The organism is Zemynaea arenosa, from assembly GCF_004614185.1.
Taxonomy (GTDB): Bacteria; Pseudomonadota; Gammaproteobacteria; order Burkholderiales; family Burkholderiaceae_D; genus Telluria; species Telluria arenosa.
Window position 1 is genome coordinate 1 of sequence record NZ_SPVF01000247.1, and the last position, 14,484, is coordinate 14,484.

The following is a 14,484-nucleotide window of genomic DNA, read 5'->3' on the forward strand; positions in this document are numbered from 1 at the left end:
GCGCCGCATCAACGGCAGCGCGCGGCGCCGGCGCCGGGTGAGGCGGCGTTGTTCTCGGCCTGCTTGCTCAGCTTCGTGGCGGCGGTCAGGGTGGGGCACTGGTCGGCCGAGCCGCGCGCCACCGTTACCATCATCCCGTCCACCCAGCCGTCCTTGCCGCCCACGTTCACGCGGTAAAAGGAGTTCTTCTCTTCCTTGATGGTCCAGGGCAGGCCTGCGGGGGCCAGGCGCACGCCCGGCTTGGCGTCGTCCGGTGCCGCATACAGTTCGATATCCTTGCCCTTGACGGCGGTGATGGTGTCGGCGGCCAGGGCGCTGCCGGCGGCCAGCAGGGCCAGGACCAGGGCGGCCAGGGTACGGCGTGGCTCAGGCGACAGGTGTGGGATGCTCATGGTGGTTTTCTTTCTCTTGATGGGCTTCGGCGGCCGGGGCGGCGCTACCTGCGTCCTCTTCGTCTTCCTCGGGCAGCAGGTGCTCGGTCAACGTTTCATTGAACTCGGTCCATTCCGCAACCGCAGTCATGAAGATCACGCCGACGATCGAGAGCACGCCCAGGCCCAGCACATACTGCCCGAACAGCAGCATGGCGCAGCCCAGGACCAGTGACAGGACCAGCTGCAGCGCGCACAGTGCGATGTAGACCGCCGCGCGGTTCAGGCGCAGTCCCAGGAGCGGCGGCAAGCGCAGCCAGCGCGCGCACAGGTATTCCACCGGGTGGCCGATCCAGTGATCCGGGTGGCGCGCCAGCAGGCGGTCCTTCAGCAGCTTGGGGGTGAGGGTGACAAGCACCAGCGCGAGCATCAGGTAGGCCAGCGGCTTCCAGTGATGCAGGTCCAGGCTGAAATGGCCGTCGTGCGGCACGTCGCCATGGAACGCCAGCAGGTTATCGAGCGCCATCGCATGCAGGTACACGCCCGGCACCCGGCCGTGGATGGGCGACAGCACCAGGTCGTTGGAATCCGACAGGGCCAGGCCGACCAGCACGATCTTGCCCTTCAGTTCCCGCATCAGCCGGGCGTGTTCTTCCCCGCTGGTGGCGAGCAGTTCGCCCGCGCGGATCGTCTCGCTGTACACGCAGACCGGCTTCTCGGCATCGTGGAACCAGGCCTGGCGGATCCCGCGCGGCACCAGCTCGCCCCAGCCATGCGCTGGACGGCAGTAGCGCTCCCCGTGGGCGTCCGCCCAGCCCACGCCGTGCGCCGCCGCGCGATTGCCCCACACCAGCGCCATGGGCTCGGCGGCATCATGCGGATGCACACCCGCGACCCCGGCCAGCGCCACGGCGGCCGGCGGCAGTGCTGCCGCGCCGCCTGCGGGCATGGCCGCAGCCAGCGGATAGGACCAGGCCACGCGGTCCACTTCATCCGGCGCGTAGCGGACCGCGACCTTCCCCAGGCAGCGGCCGTCGAGCGCGTCCAGCTCTGGGCGCAGGGGATAGCGGTCGTCGCGGTCGCGCACCGCGGCCAGGAAGAGGGGAATGCCGGCTTGGCGCGTCGCGCACAGCTGCTCCGTGAAGGCGGCCAGGCTGGGGTCGTCCCGCCGCGCGCTGTAGTGAATATCGAAGAACACCGCCTTCGGCTCGTACGCGGTCAGGGCGCGCAGCAGGCGGGCGGAATAGCTGTAGCGGGCCGGCCACTCCTGGCCGGCGGCTGCCAGCGCGGCATCGTCGATGAGCAGCACGCGCACCTGGTCGCGCGCGCCTTCGCCATAGACTTCGCCGGCCGCCGGTGCGTAGATGCGGGCCTGCTGGCGCGTGGCGAATTCCTCGCCAAAGAACTGGTGGACGGTGAGCGCCAGCAGGCAACCGACGAAGATCGCGATCGCGCATTCCTTGAGTTGGCGGGCCGTGCTGCGGGGTTGCGGGGTGTGGTTTTTCCTGTCGGACATCCCGGCACAATGCCAGAAAATTATGGCAATGACAATGCGAGTGACCGGCGGTTACGCAGGGGCGCCGAGCAGGTTGGCGTCGCGCGTGAGCAGCCATGCGCCGCTGGGCTGCTTGCGCAGGATGGACATGGTGTGGCCGCTGCGCCGCACCGGCGCCGCGCTGCCGTCGCGCGGGCGCACTTCCACGGTCAGGCGGGTGCGCGCGTAGGCCATGTTGCCCTCGATGGCGATCTCCTGGATCTCGCTCAGGGTCTCGATGCTGTGCGTGGCCAGCAGCGCGCGCAAGGGCTTGGCGAAGGCCTCGCGCCCGCACATCGGCGGACCGCCGGGGACGAGGAACACCGCATCCGGCGCCATCAGGGACAGCACGGCGTCCACGTCGCCCGCGCGGGTCGCGTTCAGCCAGGTGGCGATCAATTTGCGGATCGCGAGTTCGTCGTCGCTGGTGCTCATGGCACACTCCTGGTCATGTCAAGCTGCTGGTCATTTGGCATTGCGGTCCGCCTGCATCATGCCGAAGATGTTCCCGTCCGGGTCATTCACGTAGGCGAGCCAGCCGATGCCGGGCACCGCCATCTTCGGCACCGCAAGCACGCCGTTCATGTCCCCCTGCAGCACGCGGTCGAGCAGGGCGTCGATATTGTCCACGTCCACGGTGACGACGAAGGCGTTGACCGCGGCCAGCGCGTGCGGTACATCGCCGCGGCGCGGCAGCAGGCCGCCGTTGATGCCGGGCTTGTCCTCCGGGCCGGTGGTGATCAGCCAGTAGTCGCCGCCGTCCCATTTGTTGAAGGACCAGCCGAACAGCTGCGAATAAAAGCCGATCAGGCGCTGCGGGTCGGAGGCGTGGATTTCGAAATGGACCGGGCGGCTCATGTCAGCCGCCCTGGACTTGGCCGTGGTCCTGCATGTGCTTCGGCAGCTCGGCCCACGGATCGTATTCGCCGATGCTCCACACATGGCCTTCCAGGTCGCGGCAGGTGAAACCCCGGCCGCCGTACGGCGCTTCCACCAGGTCCAGGATGATCTCGACGCCGGTGCGCTTGACGCGCTGGTAGATCTCGGTGGCGTCGTTGACGGACAGGCTGATGGTCTGGGTCTGCATGCCGCCGATGTCATCGGGCTGCTTGATCAATTTGCCGTAGTCGTTCTGCACGGCGGTGGAGCCAAGCATGATCATGCCGTTGCCGAAGACGAGCTGGGCGTGGCGAATTTCGCCGTACTGCCCCGGCACGATCAGCTGCTTCTCGAAGCCGAAGGTCTCGCACAGCCATTCGATGGCGCGCGGCGCGTCGCGGTAGCGCAGGCAGGGCGTCACCGTGGACCGGGTCTGCTTGGCAGTCATGGCGGACATGGCGTTCTCCCGAAGATGAGATGGCAGAACGTATGTTAGCCCAAACTGGGTGCGCCACCGCACCGATGGCGCGCAGGTATTTACGAGTCGGTGGCGCAGCCCTCTTTCAGCACGCGCCGGGTCGAGGGCGGGTACTTGGCCAGCTTGTTCGCCGGGCGGATCGGGCGCGGGGCGAAGTTGCCGCCGCAGTTGGGGCACACGCCGTGCAGGCGCGTCTCGACGCAGTCGCGGCAGAAGGTGCATTCAAAGGTGCAGATCATCGCGTCTGGCGCCGCGGGCGGCAGGTCGCGGTCGCAGCATTCGCAATTGGGGCGCAGTTCGAGTGGCATGGCGGCTCCTGGATGAGGGAGCCGCCATGGTATGCCAGTTGCGCTACATCTGCTGGAACAGGTGCGAATGGCCGCGGCTGACTTCCAGTGCGTCCGGGTAGCCTTTCACGCTCAGCATCTGGCGGCCGCGCGCGTCGCGCGAGACTTCGGCGATGGCATCCACGCGCACTAGCGTGGAGCGGTGGATGCGCCAGAATTCGTCGGGATCGAGTTCGTCGCACAGTTCCTTAAGCGTCTTGCGGATCAGGAGTTCGGCGCCGGCGGTCTGCACGCGCGTGTATTTTTCGTCGGCCTGGAAGAACAGGATCTCCTTGGTGCTGATCATGCGCAGGCTGGTGCCGACCTGGGCCTGGATCCACTTCAGGTAGCTGGGCTTCTTCTCGGTACCGCTGTCCTTGGCCTTCAGCAGCCGGGTGAGCTCGGAGAGCTGGGCACCGATGTCTTCCGGGGCCTTCTGCAGCCGCGCTTCCAGCCGCTTGCGGGTCAGCTGCAAACGGTCGGCCGTCACGGGCTTGAGCAGGTAGTCCATCGCACCCTGTTCGAAGGCTTCGATCGCGTACTGATCGTAGGCGGTGACGAATACGATGCGGGTACGGTGGTACAGCACGCGCGCGGCGTCGATGCCGTTCTGGCCGGGCATGCGGATGTCGAGGAAGACGATGTCCGGCTGATGCTCCCCGGTCATGGCGACGGCATCCAGGCCGTTGGACGCTTCCCCCACGATCTGCAGCTCGGGCCACACGTCGCGCAGGCGGGCACGCAGCTGGTCGCGCATCGGGGCTTCGTCGTCGACGATCAAGGCGGTGGGCGCGCTGGCCATTTAATTCTTCTCCAGAGGGTTGTACGGGACACGGATCGAAGTATAAGCGCCGCCTGCAAGCGGGGCTTCGATCACCAGCTGGGCTTCGGCGCCATACAGCAGCTGCAGGCGTTCGCGGATGTTGGCCAGGCCCACGCCATCGTCCGAGTGCAGGTCGAAGCCGACGCCGTTGTCGATGACATCGACGAACAGCTGCTGGCCGACCACGCGCGCGGCCACGTCGATATGCCCGCCCTCGATCTTCGGCTCCAGCCCGTGCTTGATGGCGTTTTCGATGAGTGTCAGCAGCATCATGGGCGGGAAGGGCGCGAAGTTGAGGTGCTCGGGCACGTCGAAGGCCACGGTCAGGCGCTCCTTCATCCGCGCCTGCATGATGTTGAGGTAGGCCTTGGACAGCTCGACCTGCTTGCCCAGCGTGCCGCCCGAGGCGCAGCGCATCTGCGGCAGGGTGGCGCGCAGGTAGTCGATCAGATTCTGGTGAATGCGCGCCGCTTCCTTCGGATCGGTTTCGATCAACTGGCCGATCAGCGCCAGGGTGTTGAACAGGAAGTGCGGTTCGACTTGCGCCTGCAGCGTCGCCATCTGGGCTTCCACCAGCCGGCGTTCGAGGTTGGCCACGTCGGCCTTTTCGGTGGCCTTCATGGCCGCCAGTTCGGCCTTGCGCTTGCCGCCGGCGAGGGCCTTGATGGAGCCGGAGATGAACATGAACCAGACGCCGACTTCGGCGTTGTTCAGAAGGCCCGTGCCGACGACGGCGATGAACCAGACCAGGTACAGGCGGCGCCATTCGACGACGGCGACCCAGTCGAAGAAGCGCCACCACAGCACCGTGGCTTCCTTCATGACCTCGCGCATCAGGTCGACGGCGTGGTTGACGTTGGTGGCGATGCCCATGTTACTTCTCCAGGGTGACCGGCGGCGGCAGGGCCTTGCGGCGTTTCGAGACGATGAAGGCGGTGATCACCAGCTTGATGAGCAGGAAGATCACAAACAGCGTGAACGCCAGCGGGATGATGGTCAGGGCGAGCGCCAGCGCGACGGCGGTCACCAGCAGCTGCGGGCCATTCATCTTGGCGATGGTGCGCAGGCCGCGGCGCGTCCAGCGCATCACGGCGTGGCCGGCTTCTTCGACGCCATTCAGGAATTGGTTCAGGAACTCGGATTTCATGTTTTGCCTCCAGTGCAATGCCTCTTACGATGATTGCACTGTACCTGTCCAATTCCATGCCCACCAGCATGTACCGACGAACTGCAGATTGGCGGGGGCGAGTGGTGGCAGGCACGGATCAGCAGTGCCAGCGCTGCTCTGCCGCTATCGTGCGCGATTGTCCTTTGAGCGCGCGCTGCTAGACTGAGTTGCATGGACACTAACGAACGATTCGACTTGCTGGACAGTGGCATGAAAACGCTGGGGACGCGCATGGACAAGCTCGTGACCACGTTTCAGGCGTACTCAGCCAAAACGGATGAGCGGCTGCTGAGGCTCGAGCAGGACGTCGCCGTCATCAAATCAAATTACGCCACCAAAGCCGACGTGGCTGAAATGCGCAACAGCATAGTCCTGTGGGTTGTCAGCGCGTTTATTCTCACCCAGCTGCTGCCTCGAATTCTGGATGCTATCGGCGCGAACTGAGGTGCTACTTCCAGCCATTCGGACCGTGGCCGAACTCAGGCGGCGTGATTGCGATGGTTGTCAGCGCACTACTCCCCGTGGTCGCCGCGGCGTGCGTGCTCCCAGTAGCGACGTAGCAGGCCGTAGTTGATGGTGTCGCACCATTCTCCATTGACGAACCAGCGCTCCGGCATGAAACCCTCCTTGCGAAAGCCGAGCCGTTCCAGCACCTTGTACGAGGCGTGGTTGCGCGGGTCCACATCGGCTTCGATGCGGTTGAGATCCAGCGCGGAGAAGGCATGCTGCAGCGTCGCCTCCAGTGCCTCGAACATGTAGCCCTTGCCCTGGTGCGCGTGCGCCAGGATGTAGCCGATGTCGCAGCGCCGGTTCTGGTCATGGAAGTCGTACAGCCGCGTGTTGCCGATCACCTCACCGGTCTCCGGCAGTGTGATCGCAAACAGCAGGGACGCGCCGTCCTCGTAGGCCTGCAAGGCCTTGGCCACCGATTCCTCTGCCTGCTCCAGGCGCGTCCATGCGGCCGCGCCGCCGTAGCGCCGCAGTACCGGATCGCCGAACAGGGAGAACTGGGCCGCGGCGTCGGCGGCGGTGATCCAGCGCAGGCGCAAACGCGCGGTATCGATGACGGTGGGTGTCAGGACGGGCATGTCAGTTCAAGCCTCCGTGGCAGCAGATTGGGTGACCGTGGCCAGCACCATGGCGGTGATGAGCTGTTCGGCCTCGTCGAAATCTTTTCTGGTGAGCGCCTTGCGGTCCAGGACCAGCGCCATCTGCGCCTCGAAGTCCGCGTACGACTGCGTCATCGCCCAGATGGCAAACAGCAGATGGGTCGCGTTGACCGGCGCCATGCGCCCCTCCGCGATCCAGCGCTCGAAGCACTCGATGTCCTTGCGCACCAGCGGCACCACGCGCTCGCGGATCTGCGCCCCGTACAGCTGCGCGCCGCCGATCACCTCCATCGCATACACGCGGGACGCATACGGGTGCTCGCGCGAGAACTTCAGCTTGGCCTGGATGTAGGCGCGGAGCACCTCGCGTGGATCCTGTTCGGGGTCCGCCAGCGACGCCATACGCGCCAGCCACTCGTCCAGCACATCGTCCAGCACCCGCTCGTACAAGGCCTGCTTGGTCGGGAAGTAGTACATCAGGTTCTGCTTGGACATCCCGAGGCTCTCGGCGATGGTTGCGATCGACGTGCCCTCGTAGCCGCACTCCGCGAACACGCGCACGGCTTCGGTGGCGATTTCGGCCTCCAGCCGGTCCCGATTGAGCACGCGGCGGCTGGCCGCGGTCTTGGTTGTCATGGCTGGTGTCCCCTCAGGAAGTCTGCGAGTGCGGGCGTATCTGCGTACGCCACGTTAAAGCGGAACCACACGCTGTCGGGTGCGCGCAGCATGAAGAAATCGTTCGGCGACAGCAGGATGCCGGCGCGGATCGCGGCATCGGCAATGGTCTTGCCGTTCCATTCCGGCGTGGGCGCCACCGGCCAGCCCGCGCTCACGAACATGCCGCCGCGTGCCCGCGCCACCGGCTCCAGGCCGGCGCCGCGCAGGTTGTCGATGGTGCGCTCGCGCGCGTGCTCCAGTTGCGCGACCAGCTTTTCGATCATCTTGCGGTAGCCGCGCGCAGTGATGGCGTCGTACACGGCGCGCTCGTTAATCTCGGAAGTCGTGAGCCCGGCCAGCATCTTCACGCGCAGCAGTTCGGGCACCAAGGTGTGCGAGGCGCTGATGGCGCCCACGCGCAGCACCGGCGACAGCGACTTGGAGAAGCTGGCCACGTGGATCACGCGCCGCAGCCCGTCCATCGCGGCCAGCGAGGCATCCGAACGGGAAGCCAGTTCGCGGTAGATGTCGTCTTCCACCAGCCAGAAGTCGAACTGCTCAGCCATGCCCAGCAGCTTGTGGGCCTGCGCCTGCGACAGCGACGTGCCGAGAGGATTCTGCAGCACGGTGTTGACGAACATGAGCTTGGGCTGCGTCTTCGCCGCCTGCGCGGCCAGCACGGTGAAGTCGAGGCCTGCATCGGTGCGCGGGATGCCGACCGGGATGCAGCCGTGGTGGCGCACCAGCGACAGCAGGTTCGAATAGCCGGGGTCCTCGACGAACACTGTGTCGCCGGGCCGCGTGAGGGTCCGCAGGATCAGGTCAAACGCATGCGTGGCGCCGTTGGTGAGCAGGATCTGGTCCGGCTCCACGGCAAACAGCTCGTCCGCGAGGTTGGACGCCATCTGCTGCCGCAGCTGGGGGAAGCCGAGCGGATGGCCGTAGCCGCGCAGGCGGTTGGCCGGGATGCGCATCGCATGGCGCACCGCGTCCAAAATGGTGGTCTCGCCGTACCACTCCGGCGGCAGCCAGCCCGCGCCGACGGGCAGGGCGTCCGAGGTGCCGGAGTAAAGGTCGGGCGTGAGCGCGTCGATGGCGGCCGGGGTGGCGGCAATCGCCGTCTGCTGGGGCGCGGCGACGGCCTTCGGCTGGGCCACGAAAAAGCCGGAACCGCGGCGCGAATTCAGCAGTCCTAACGTGAGGAGCCGGTCATAGGATTCGACCACCGTGAAGGTACTGACATTGTTGGCCTTGGCAAACAACCGCACCGACGGCATGCGCGTGCCGACCCGCAGTTCGCGGCTCTGCACCATGGCCGCAATCGCCGCGACGATCTGGTCCACCAGGCTGGCATTGCCCCCGCGCCGGCTGCGGTCGATGGCGAGCACCGGCCAGCCGCCGGGCGCGGGCGGGGTGTCCTGCAAGCGTGCGCCATCTGCCATGGGGTTCTCCAAACTGTACTGTTTTCGCAACCTGTACGGTTGGCACGTTTTTCCAGCAGTGTATATGTGCCATATTTCTAACGCTGACTATTATGGCATCAACATTTTGCCAATCGGTCAAAAATTTTAGCAGTCGTCAAAACACTGGAGACCTCCCATGAACGAGTCCCGCCCTGCATCGATGTCGTCTTTCTGGATGCCTTTCACGAACAACCGGGACTTCAAGGCGGCCCCGCGCCTGCTGGTGTCGGCCGAGGGCATGTACTACAAGGACGTCGACGGCAACCAGATCCTCGACGGCACCGCCGGCCTGTGGTGCGTCCCGTGCGGACATGCGCAGCCGCGCATCGTGGCTGCCGTGCGCGAGATGATCGGCCAGCTCGATTTCGCACCCACCTTCCAGATGGGCCACCCAGCCGCTTTTGATTTGGCCGAGCAGCTGATGGAGTACACCAACCACCGCTTCGGCCACGTGTTCTACACGAACTCCGGTTCCGAGTCGGTGGACACCGCGCTGAAGATGGCACTGGCCTACCACCGCGCGCGCGGGGAGGGCAGCCGCACGCGCCTGATCGGCCGCGAGCGCGGTTACCACGGCGTGGGTTTCGGCGGCATTTCGGTTGGCGGCATCGGCGGCAACCGCAAGCCGTATGGCCCGTTGCTGCCGGGTGTGGACCACCTGCCGCACACGCACAACCTCGCGAAGAACGCGTTCACGCGCGGCGAGCCGGAATACGGCACCGAGCTGGCGGATGAACTGGAGCGCATCGTCGCGCTGCACGATGCGTCCACCATCGCCGCGGTGATCGTGGAGCCGGTGGCCGGGTCGACTGGCGTGCTGATTCCGCCCAAGGGCTACCTCAAGCGCCTGCGCGAGCTGTGCAGCAAGCACGGCATCCTGCTGATCTTCGACGAAGTGATCACGGGCTTCGGCCGCCTGACCACGCCGTTCGCCTTCGACTACTTCGACGTCGAGCCGGACATGGTCACCTGCGCCAAGGGCCTGACCAACGGCGTGGTGCCGATGGGCGCCGTCTTCACCAAGAAGCACATCCACGATGCGTTCATGGAAGCGCCGCCGGGCATTGAGCTGTTCCACGGCTACACCTACTCGGGCCACCCGCTGGCCTGCGCCGCGTCCATCGCCACGCTGCAGACCTTCAAGGAGCAGAACATCCTGGAGAACGCGGCCAGCCTGCGGCAGTACTGGGAGGATGCGGCGCATTCGCTTAAGGGCCTGCCGCACGTGATCGACATCCGCACGCTGGGCCTCATCGCCGGCATCGAGCTGCAGCCGATCGAGGGCAAGCCGGGGGCGCGTGCCTACGCCGCCTTCAAGAAGGCCTTCGCGGATGGAGTGCTGATCCGCACGACCGGCGACATCATCGCGCTCTCGCCGCCGCTGGTGCTGGAGAAGAAGCATATCGACGAATTGTTCGGCAAGCTCGCCACGATCCTCAAGAACCTCGACTGAATAGAAGGCGTCATGAAAGAGACCATCACCCATTACATCAACGGCGCCGCGCTGGACACGAGCAGTGGCCGGTATGCAGACGTCTACAACCCGGCGCTGGGCGAGCCGGTGGCGCGCGTCGCCTTGGGCACGGCGGAGGAGGTGAATGCCGCCGTCGCCGCCGCGCAAGCGGCCTTCCCGGCCTGGGCCAACACGCCGCCGCTGGCGCGCGCGCGTGTTCTCTTCAAGTACCTGGAGCTGTGCCAGAAGCACACTGACGAATTCGCGGCCATGCTGACCCGCGAGCATGGAAAAACCTTCACCGATGCGCAGGGCGAAGTTGCGCGCGGCATCGAGGTGGTGGAGTTCGCGGTCGGCGTGCCGCAGCTGCTCAAGGGCGAGTACACCGACCAGATCGCGCGCGGCATCGATGCATGGTCGATGCGCCAGCCGCTCGGCGTGGTCGCGGGCATCACGCCCTTCAATTTCCCGGTGATGGTGCCGATGTGGATGTTCCCGGTGGCGCTGGCATGCGGGAATACTTTCATCCTGAAGCCGTCCGAGCGCGATCCTTCCGCCTCGCTGCTGCATGCGCGTTTGCTGAAGGAAGCGGGGCTGCCGGACGGCGTCTTCAACGTGGTCCAGGGCGACAAGGTCACCGTCGATGCGATCCTCGATAACCCGGACGTGCAGGCCGTGAGCTTCGTCGGCTCGACTCCGATCGCCGAATACATCTACGCCCGCGGCAGCGCCTCGGGGAAGCGGGTGCAGGCCCTGGGCGGCGCCAAGAACCACATGGTGGTGATGCCGGATGCCGACATGAAGATGGCGACCGATGCCATCATCGGCGCGGCCTACGGCTCCGCCGGTGAGCGCTGCATGGCCATCTCGGTGGTGGTGGCCGTGGGTGACGCGGCGGACCAGCTGGTGCCGGAACTGGCCAAGCGCACCGCCGCGCTGAAGATCGGCGATGGCATGCAGAAGGACTCGGAGATGGGCCCGATCGTCACCCTGCAAGCCAAGCAGCGCATCGAAAAGCTGATCGGCGAAGGCGTGGAACAGGGCGCGGATCTGGTGGTCGATGGCCGCAACTACAAGGTGCAAGGCCGCGAGAACGGCTTCTTCGTGGGCGGCACGCTGTTCGACAACGTCAAACCGGACATGACGATCTACAAGGAAGAGATCTTCGGCCCCGTGCTGTGCGTGGTGCGCCTGCCGGACGTGGCCAGCGCCGTGGAGCTGATCAACGCGAACGAATACGGTAACGGTACCGCCATCTTCACTCGGGATGGCGGGGTGGCGCGCGAGTTCGTGCGCCAGATCCAGGTGGGTATGGTCGGCGTCAACGTGCCGCTGCCTGTGCCGATGGCCTTCAACAGCTTCGGCGGGTGGAAGAAGTCGCTGTTCGGCGACCACCATGCCTACGGGCCGGAAGGCGTCCGCTTCTACACGCGCCACAAGGCCGTGATGCAGCGCTGGCCCAACACCGCCAGTGCCGGCGTGCAGTTTGCATTCCCGCAGATGAAGTAAAAAAGATTCGCTATCCCCGCGTCCGCGGGGGTAGCGATGACCTTCGAGACCGACCAGGACGACATCATGATCGATTCGCTGAACCACCTGCCGCTGGCGGCAGGCGACGGGGCCTCGCTTGCCCAAAAATTCACTGATCTCGCGCCGCCGCTCACGGCGCGCCAGGCCGCCATCGAGAGCGCGCGCTGCCTGTACTGCTATGACGCGCCGTGTACGCGCATCTGCCCGACCGAGATCGACGTGGCGAGCTTCATCCGCAACATCCACGACGACAACGTGAATGGGGCGGCGGTCGGCATCCTGTCGCAGAACATCATGGGCGGCGCCTGCTCCCGTGTGTGCCCGGTGGAGATCCTGTGCGAGAGCGCCTGCGTACGTAACCACGATGCGGAAGGGCAGCCGGTCAAGATCGGGCTCCTGCAGCGCTATGCACTGGATAACGCGACCTTGAAGGAGCATCCGTTCCAGCGCGCGCCTTCGACCGGCCGCAAGATCGCGGTGGTCGGTGCCGGTCCGGCGGGCCTGTCTGCCGCGCACCGCCTGGCGATGCTGGGCAATGATGTGGTGGTGTTCGAGGCGCGTGAAAAGGCCGGTGGCCTCAACGAATACGGCATCGCCAAGTACAAGCTGACCGATAACTTCGCGCAGAAGGAAGTCGACTTCCTCCTGTCGATCGGCGGCATCGAGGTACAGCATGGCCGCGTGCTGGGTGTGAACCTGCACCTGGCCGACCTGCAGGCGCAATATGACGCAGTGTTCCTCGGTCTCGGCCTGACCGCCAGCAAGCAGCTCGGCCTCACCGGCGAGGATGCGCCGGGGCTGATGGCCGCCATCGACTACATCGCGGCCCTGCGCCAAGCGTCGGACCTGGCCACACTGCCGGTGCCGCGCCGCGCCATCGTCATCGGCGCGGGGAATACCGCCATCGACATGGCGGTACAGATCCAGCGCTTGGGCGCCGAGGAAGTCACACTGGTGTATCGCCGCGGCTTCGACGCCATGAGCGCGACCTGGCACGAGCAGGAGATCGCGAAGGCCAACAACGTGCGCATAAAGGTCTGGTCCGCGCCGCTGCAAGTGCTGCAGGAAGCGAACGGCGTCGTGCGTGGCATGCGCTTCGAACGTACGCAGATGGTGGAAGGGAAGCTGGTGGGCACCGGCGAGGTGTTCGACATCGAAGCGGATGCGATCTTCAAGGCCATTGGCCAGTCGCTGGCGCCGGGGGCGCTGTCCGACCCGTTGGCGCAGCAGCTCGCGCGCAAGGGCGACAAGATTGTCGTCGACGACTTCTTCCGCACTGTGGTGCCGGGCGTGTACGCGGGCGGTGACTGCGTGGCACCGGGGCAGGACCTCACGGTGCAGGCCGTCCAGCACGGAAAACTGGCCGCCATGGCCATCCATCAGGATCTTCAATCGAAAGTGGAGGCTGCATAATGGCTGACCTGTCCATCAATTTTGTCGGCATCAAGGCACCCAATCCTTTCTGGCTCGCCTCCGCGCCGCCGACCGACAAGGCCTACAACGTGATCCGCGCCTTCGAGGCCGGGTGGGGCGGCGTGGTGTGGAAGACGCTGGGCGAAGATCCGCCGGCGGTCAACGTGTCATCCCGGTACTCGGCGCACTACGGCAAGAACCGCGAGGTGGTCGGCTTCAATAACATCGAGCTGATTACGGACCGCAGCCTGCAGATCAACCTCGATGAGATCACGGCAGTCAAGAAGGCGTGGCCGGACCGCGCGGTGGTGGTCTCTTTGATGCTGCCGTGCGAAGAGCACCAGTGGGCGGGCATCCTTCCGAAGATCGAAGCGACGGGCGCGGACGGCATCGAACTGAATTTCGGCTGCCCGCACGGCATGCCGGAGCGCGGCATGGGCGCAGCCGTGGGCCAGGTCCCTGAATACGTGGAGATGGTGACGCGCTGGTGCAAGACACACACCAAGCTGCCGGTCATCGTCAAGCTCACGCCGAACATCACCGACGTGCGCGCCCCGGCGCGGGCCGCGCTGGCGGGAGGCGCCGATGCGGTCTCGCTGATCAACACCATCAATTCGATCACGCACCTGGACTTGGACCGCATGGTCGCCTTCCCGGCGGTGGGCAACGCGTCCACGCACGGCGGGTATTGCGGTTCGGCCGTCAAGCCGATCGCACTGAACATGGTGGCGGAGATCGCGCGCGATCCGCTCACCGCGCAGCTGCCGATTTCCGGCATCGGCGGCATCTCCAACTGGAAGGATGCGGCAGAATTCATCGCGCTGGGCGCTGGCTCGGTGCAGGTCTGCACGGCGGCCATGCTGCATGGCTTCCGCATCGTGGAGGAGATGAAGGACGGCCTCTCGCGCTGGATGGACGAGAAGGGCTACAGGACCATCGACGACTTCACGCGCAAGGCGGTGCCAAATACCACCGATTGGAAGTACCTGGACATGAACTACCAGGTCATCGCGCAGATCGACCAGGACAAGTGCATCAAGTGCGGCAAATGCTTCATCGCCTGCGAGGACACGTCCCACCAGGCGATCGCGAAACTGATCGACGACGCGGGCAACCGGACGTATGAAGTTATCAAGCAGGAGTGCGTCGGCTGCAATCTCTGCGAGATTACCTGCCCGGTCGAGAAGTGCATCACGATGGTTCCGCAGGACTCCGGCAAGCCGTACATGAACTGGCCGAAGGATCCGCGCAACCCGCGCGCGGAGCTGGTTTGACCGCCT

Annotated in this window: 17 protein-coding genes; 5 read left to right on the forward strand and 12 right to left on the reverse strand. The window is 65.6% G+C overall.

Features of this window, described 5'->3' with window-relative positions:
- Positions 1-8: 8 nt before the first annotated feature.
- The 9 genes from E4L96_RS19140 to E4L96_RS19180 form a co-directional block, all read right to left on the reverse strand.
- Positions 9-392 carry an SH3 domain-containing protein gene (locus tag E4L96_RS19140; protein WP_135208813.1) on the reverse strand — a complete coding sequence of 128 codons (384 nt, stop codon included), beginning with the start codon at positions 390-392 and terminating at the stop codon, positions 9-11.
- A complete protein-coding gene (locus tag E4L96_RS19145; protein WP_135208814.1) occupies positions 367-1,887 on the reverse strand; it encodes a CHASE2 domain-containing protein in 1,521 nt (506 codons plus the stop codon). Before E4L96_RS19145 ends, E4L96_RS19140 begins: the two co-directional genes overlap by 26 nt.
- Positions 1,888-1,938: 51 nt before the next feature.
- Positions 1,939-2,340 (reverse strand): YybH family protein, encoded by a 402-nt coding sequence (locus tag E4L96_RS19150; protein ID WP_135208815.1) that lies wholly within the window; start codon positions 2,338-2,340, stop codon positions 1,939-1,941.
- A 30-nt stretch (positions 2,341-2,370) separates the two neighbouring features.
- Positions 2,371-2,763: a VOC family protein gene (locus E4L96_RS19155; protein WP_135208816.1), complete on the reverse strand. Its 393-nt coding sequence runs from the start codon at positions 2,761-2,763 to the stop codon at positions 2,371-2,373.
- A gap of 1 nt (position 2,764) precedes the next feature.
- The gene (locus E4L96_RS19160; RefSeq protein ID WP_370660756.1) at positions 2,765-3,232 is read right to left on the reverse strand and encodes a VOC family protein; all 468 of its coding nucleotides are present in this window, start codon (positions 3,230-3,232) and stop codon (positions 2,765-2,767) included.
- A gap of 89 nt (positions 3,233-3,321) precedes the next feature.
- Complete coding sequence (locus E4L96_RS19165) at positions 3,322-3,570, reverse strand: DUF1272 domain-containing protein (RefSeq protein WP_135208818.1); 249 nt, start codon at positions 3,568-3,570, stop codon at positions 3,322-3,324.
- A gap of 43 nt (positions 3,571-3,613) precedes the next feature.
- On the reverse strand, positions 3,614-4,390 hold the full coding sequence (locus tag E4L96_RS19170) for a LytR/AlgR family response regulator transcription factor (protein WP_135208819.1): 777 nt from the start codon (positions 4,388-4,390) through the stop codon (positions 3,614-3,616).
- Positions 4,391-5,284, reverse strand: coding sequence for a sensor histidine kinase (locus E4L96_RS19175; protein WP_135208820.1), 894 nt, complete (start codon positions 5,282-5,284; stop codon positions 4,391-4,393).
- A 1-nt stretch (position 5,285) separates the two neighbouring features.
- Positions 5,286-5,558: a hypothetical protein gene (locus tag E4L96_RS19180; RefSeq protein WP_135208821.1), complete on the reverse strand. Its 273-nt coding sequence runs from the start codon at positions 5,556-5,558 to the stop codon at positions 5,286-5,288.
- A 192-nt stretch (positions 5,559-5,750) separates the two neighbouring features.
- Between E4L96_RS19180 and E4L96_RS19185 the strand changes: the two genes are divergently transcribed.
- Positions 5,751-6,023 (forward strand): hypothetical protein, encoded by a 273-nt coding sequence (locus E4L96_RS19185; RefSeq protein ID WP_135208822.1) that lies wholly within the window; start codon positions 5,751-5,753, stop codon positions 6,021-6,023.
- A gap of 68 nt (positions 6,024-6,091) precedes the next feature.
- Here the strand turns inward: E4L96_RS19185 and E4L96_RS19190 are convergent, their stop codons facing one another.
- The 3 genes from E4L96_RS19190 to E4L96_RS19200 are packed head-to-tail and all read right to left on the reverse strand — an operon-like array spanning position 6,092 to position 8,787.
- A complete protein-coding gene (locus E4L96_RS19190; protein WP_135208823.1) occupies positions 6,092-6,667 on the reverse strand; it encodes a GNAT family N-acetyltransferase in 576 nt (191 codons plus the stop codon).
- 6 nt (positions 6,668-6,673) lie between these two features.
- Entirely contained in the window at positions 6,674-7,324 is a 651-nt protein-coding gene (locus E4L96_RS19195) for a TetR/AcrR family transcriptional regulator (protein WP_135208824.1), read from the reverse strand.
- Positions 7,321-8,787, reverse strand: coding sequence for an aminotransferase-like domain-containing protein (locus E4L96_RS19200; RefSeq protein WP_135208825.1), 1,467 nt, complete (start codon positions 8,785-8,787; stop codon positions 7,321-7,323). Before E4L96_RS19200 ends, E4L96_RS19195 begins: the two co-directional genes overlap by 4 nt.
- Before the next feature lie 157 nt (positions 8,788-8,944).
- Between E4L96_RS19200 and aptA the strand changes: the two genes are divergently transcribed.
- The 4 genes from aptA to preA all read left to right on the forward strand — a co-directional run bounded on the left by aptA (position 8,945) and on the right by preA (position 14,478).
- A complete protein-coding gene (aptA, locus tag E4L96_RS19205) occupies positions 8,945-10,261 on the forward strand; it encodes an omega-aminotransferase AptA (RefSeq protein ID WP_135208826.1) in 1,317 nt (438 codons plus the stop codon).
- Positions 10,262-10,273: 12 nt separating this feature from the next.
- A complete protein-coding gene (locus E4L96_RS19210; RefSeq protein ID WP_135208827.1) occupies positions 10,274-11,770 on the forward strand; it encodes a CoA-acylating methylmalonate-semialdehyde dehydrogenase in 1,497 nt (498 codons plus the stop codon).
- A 66-nt stretch (positions 11,771-11,836) separates the two neighbouring features.
- Positions 11,837-13,204, forward strand: coding sequence for an NAD(P)-dependent oxidoreductase (locus E4L96_RS19215; RefSeq protein ID WP_135208860.1), 1,368 nt, complete (start codon positions 11,837-11,839; stop codon positions 13,202-13,204).
- Positions 13,204-14,478, forward strand: coding sequence for an NAD-dependent dihydropyrimidine dehydrogenase subunit PreA (preA, locus tag E4L96_RS19220; protein ID WP_135208828.1), 1,275 nt, complete (start codon positions 13,204-13,206; stop codon positions 14,476-14,478). Before E4L96_RS19215 ends, preA begins: the two co-directional genes overlap by 1 nt.
- Positions 14,479-14,484: the final 6 nt, after the last annotated feature.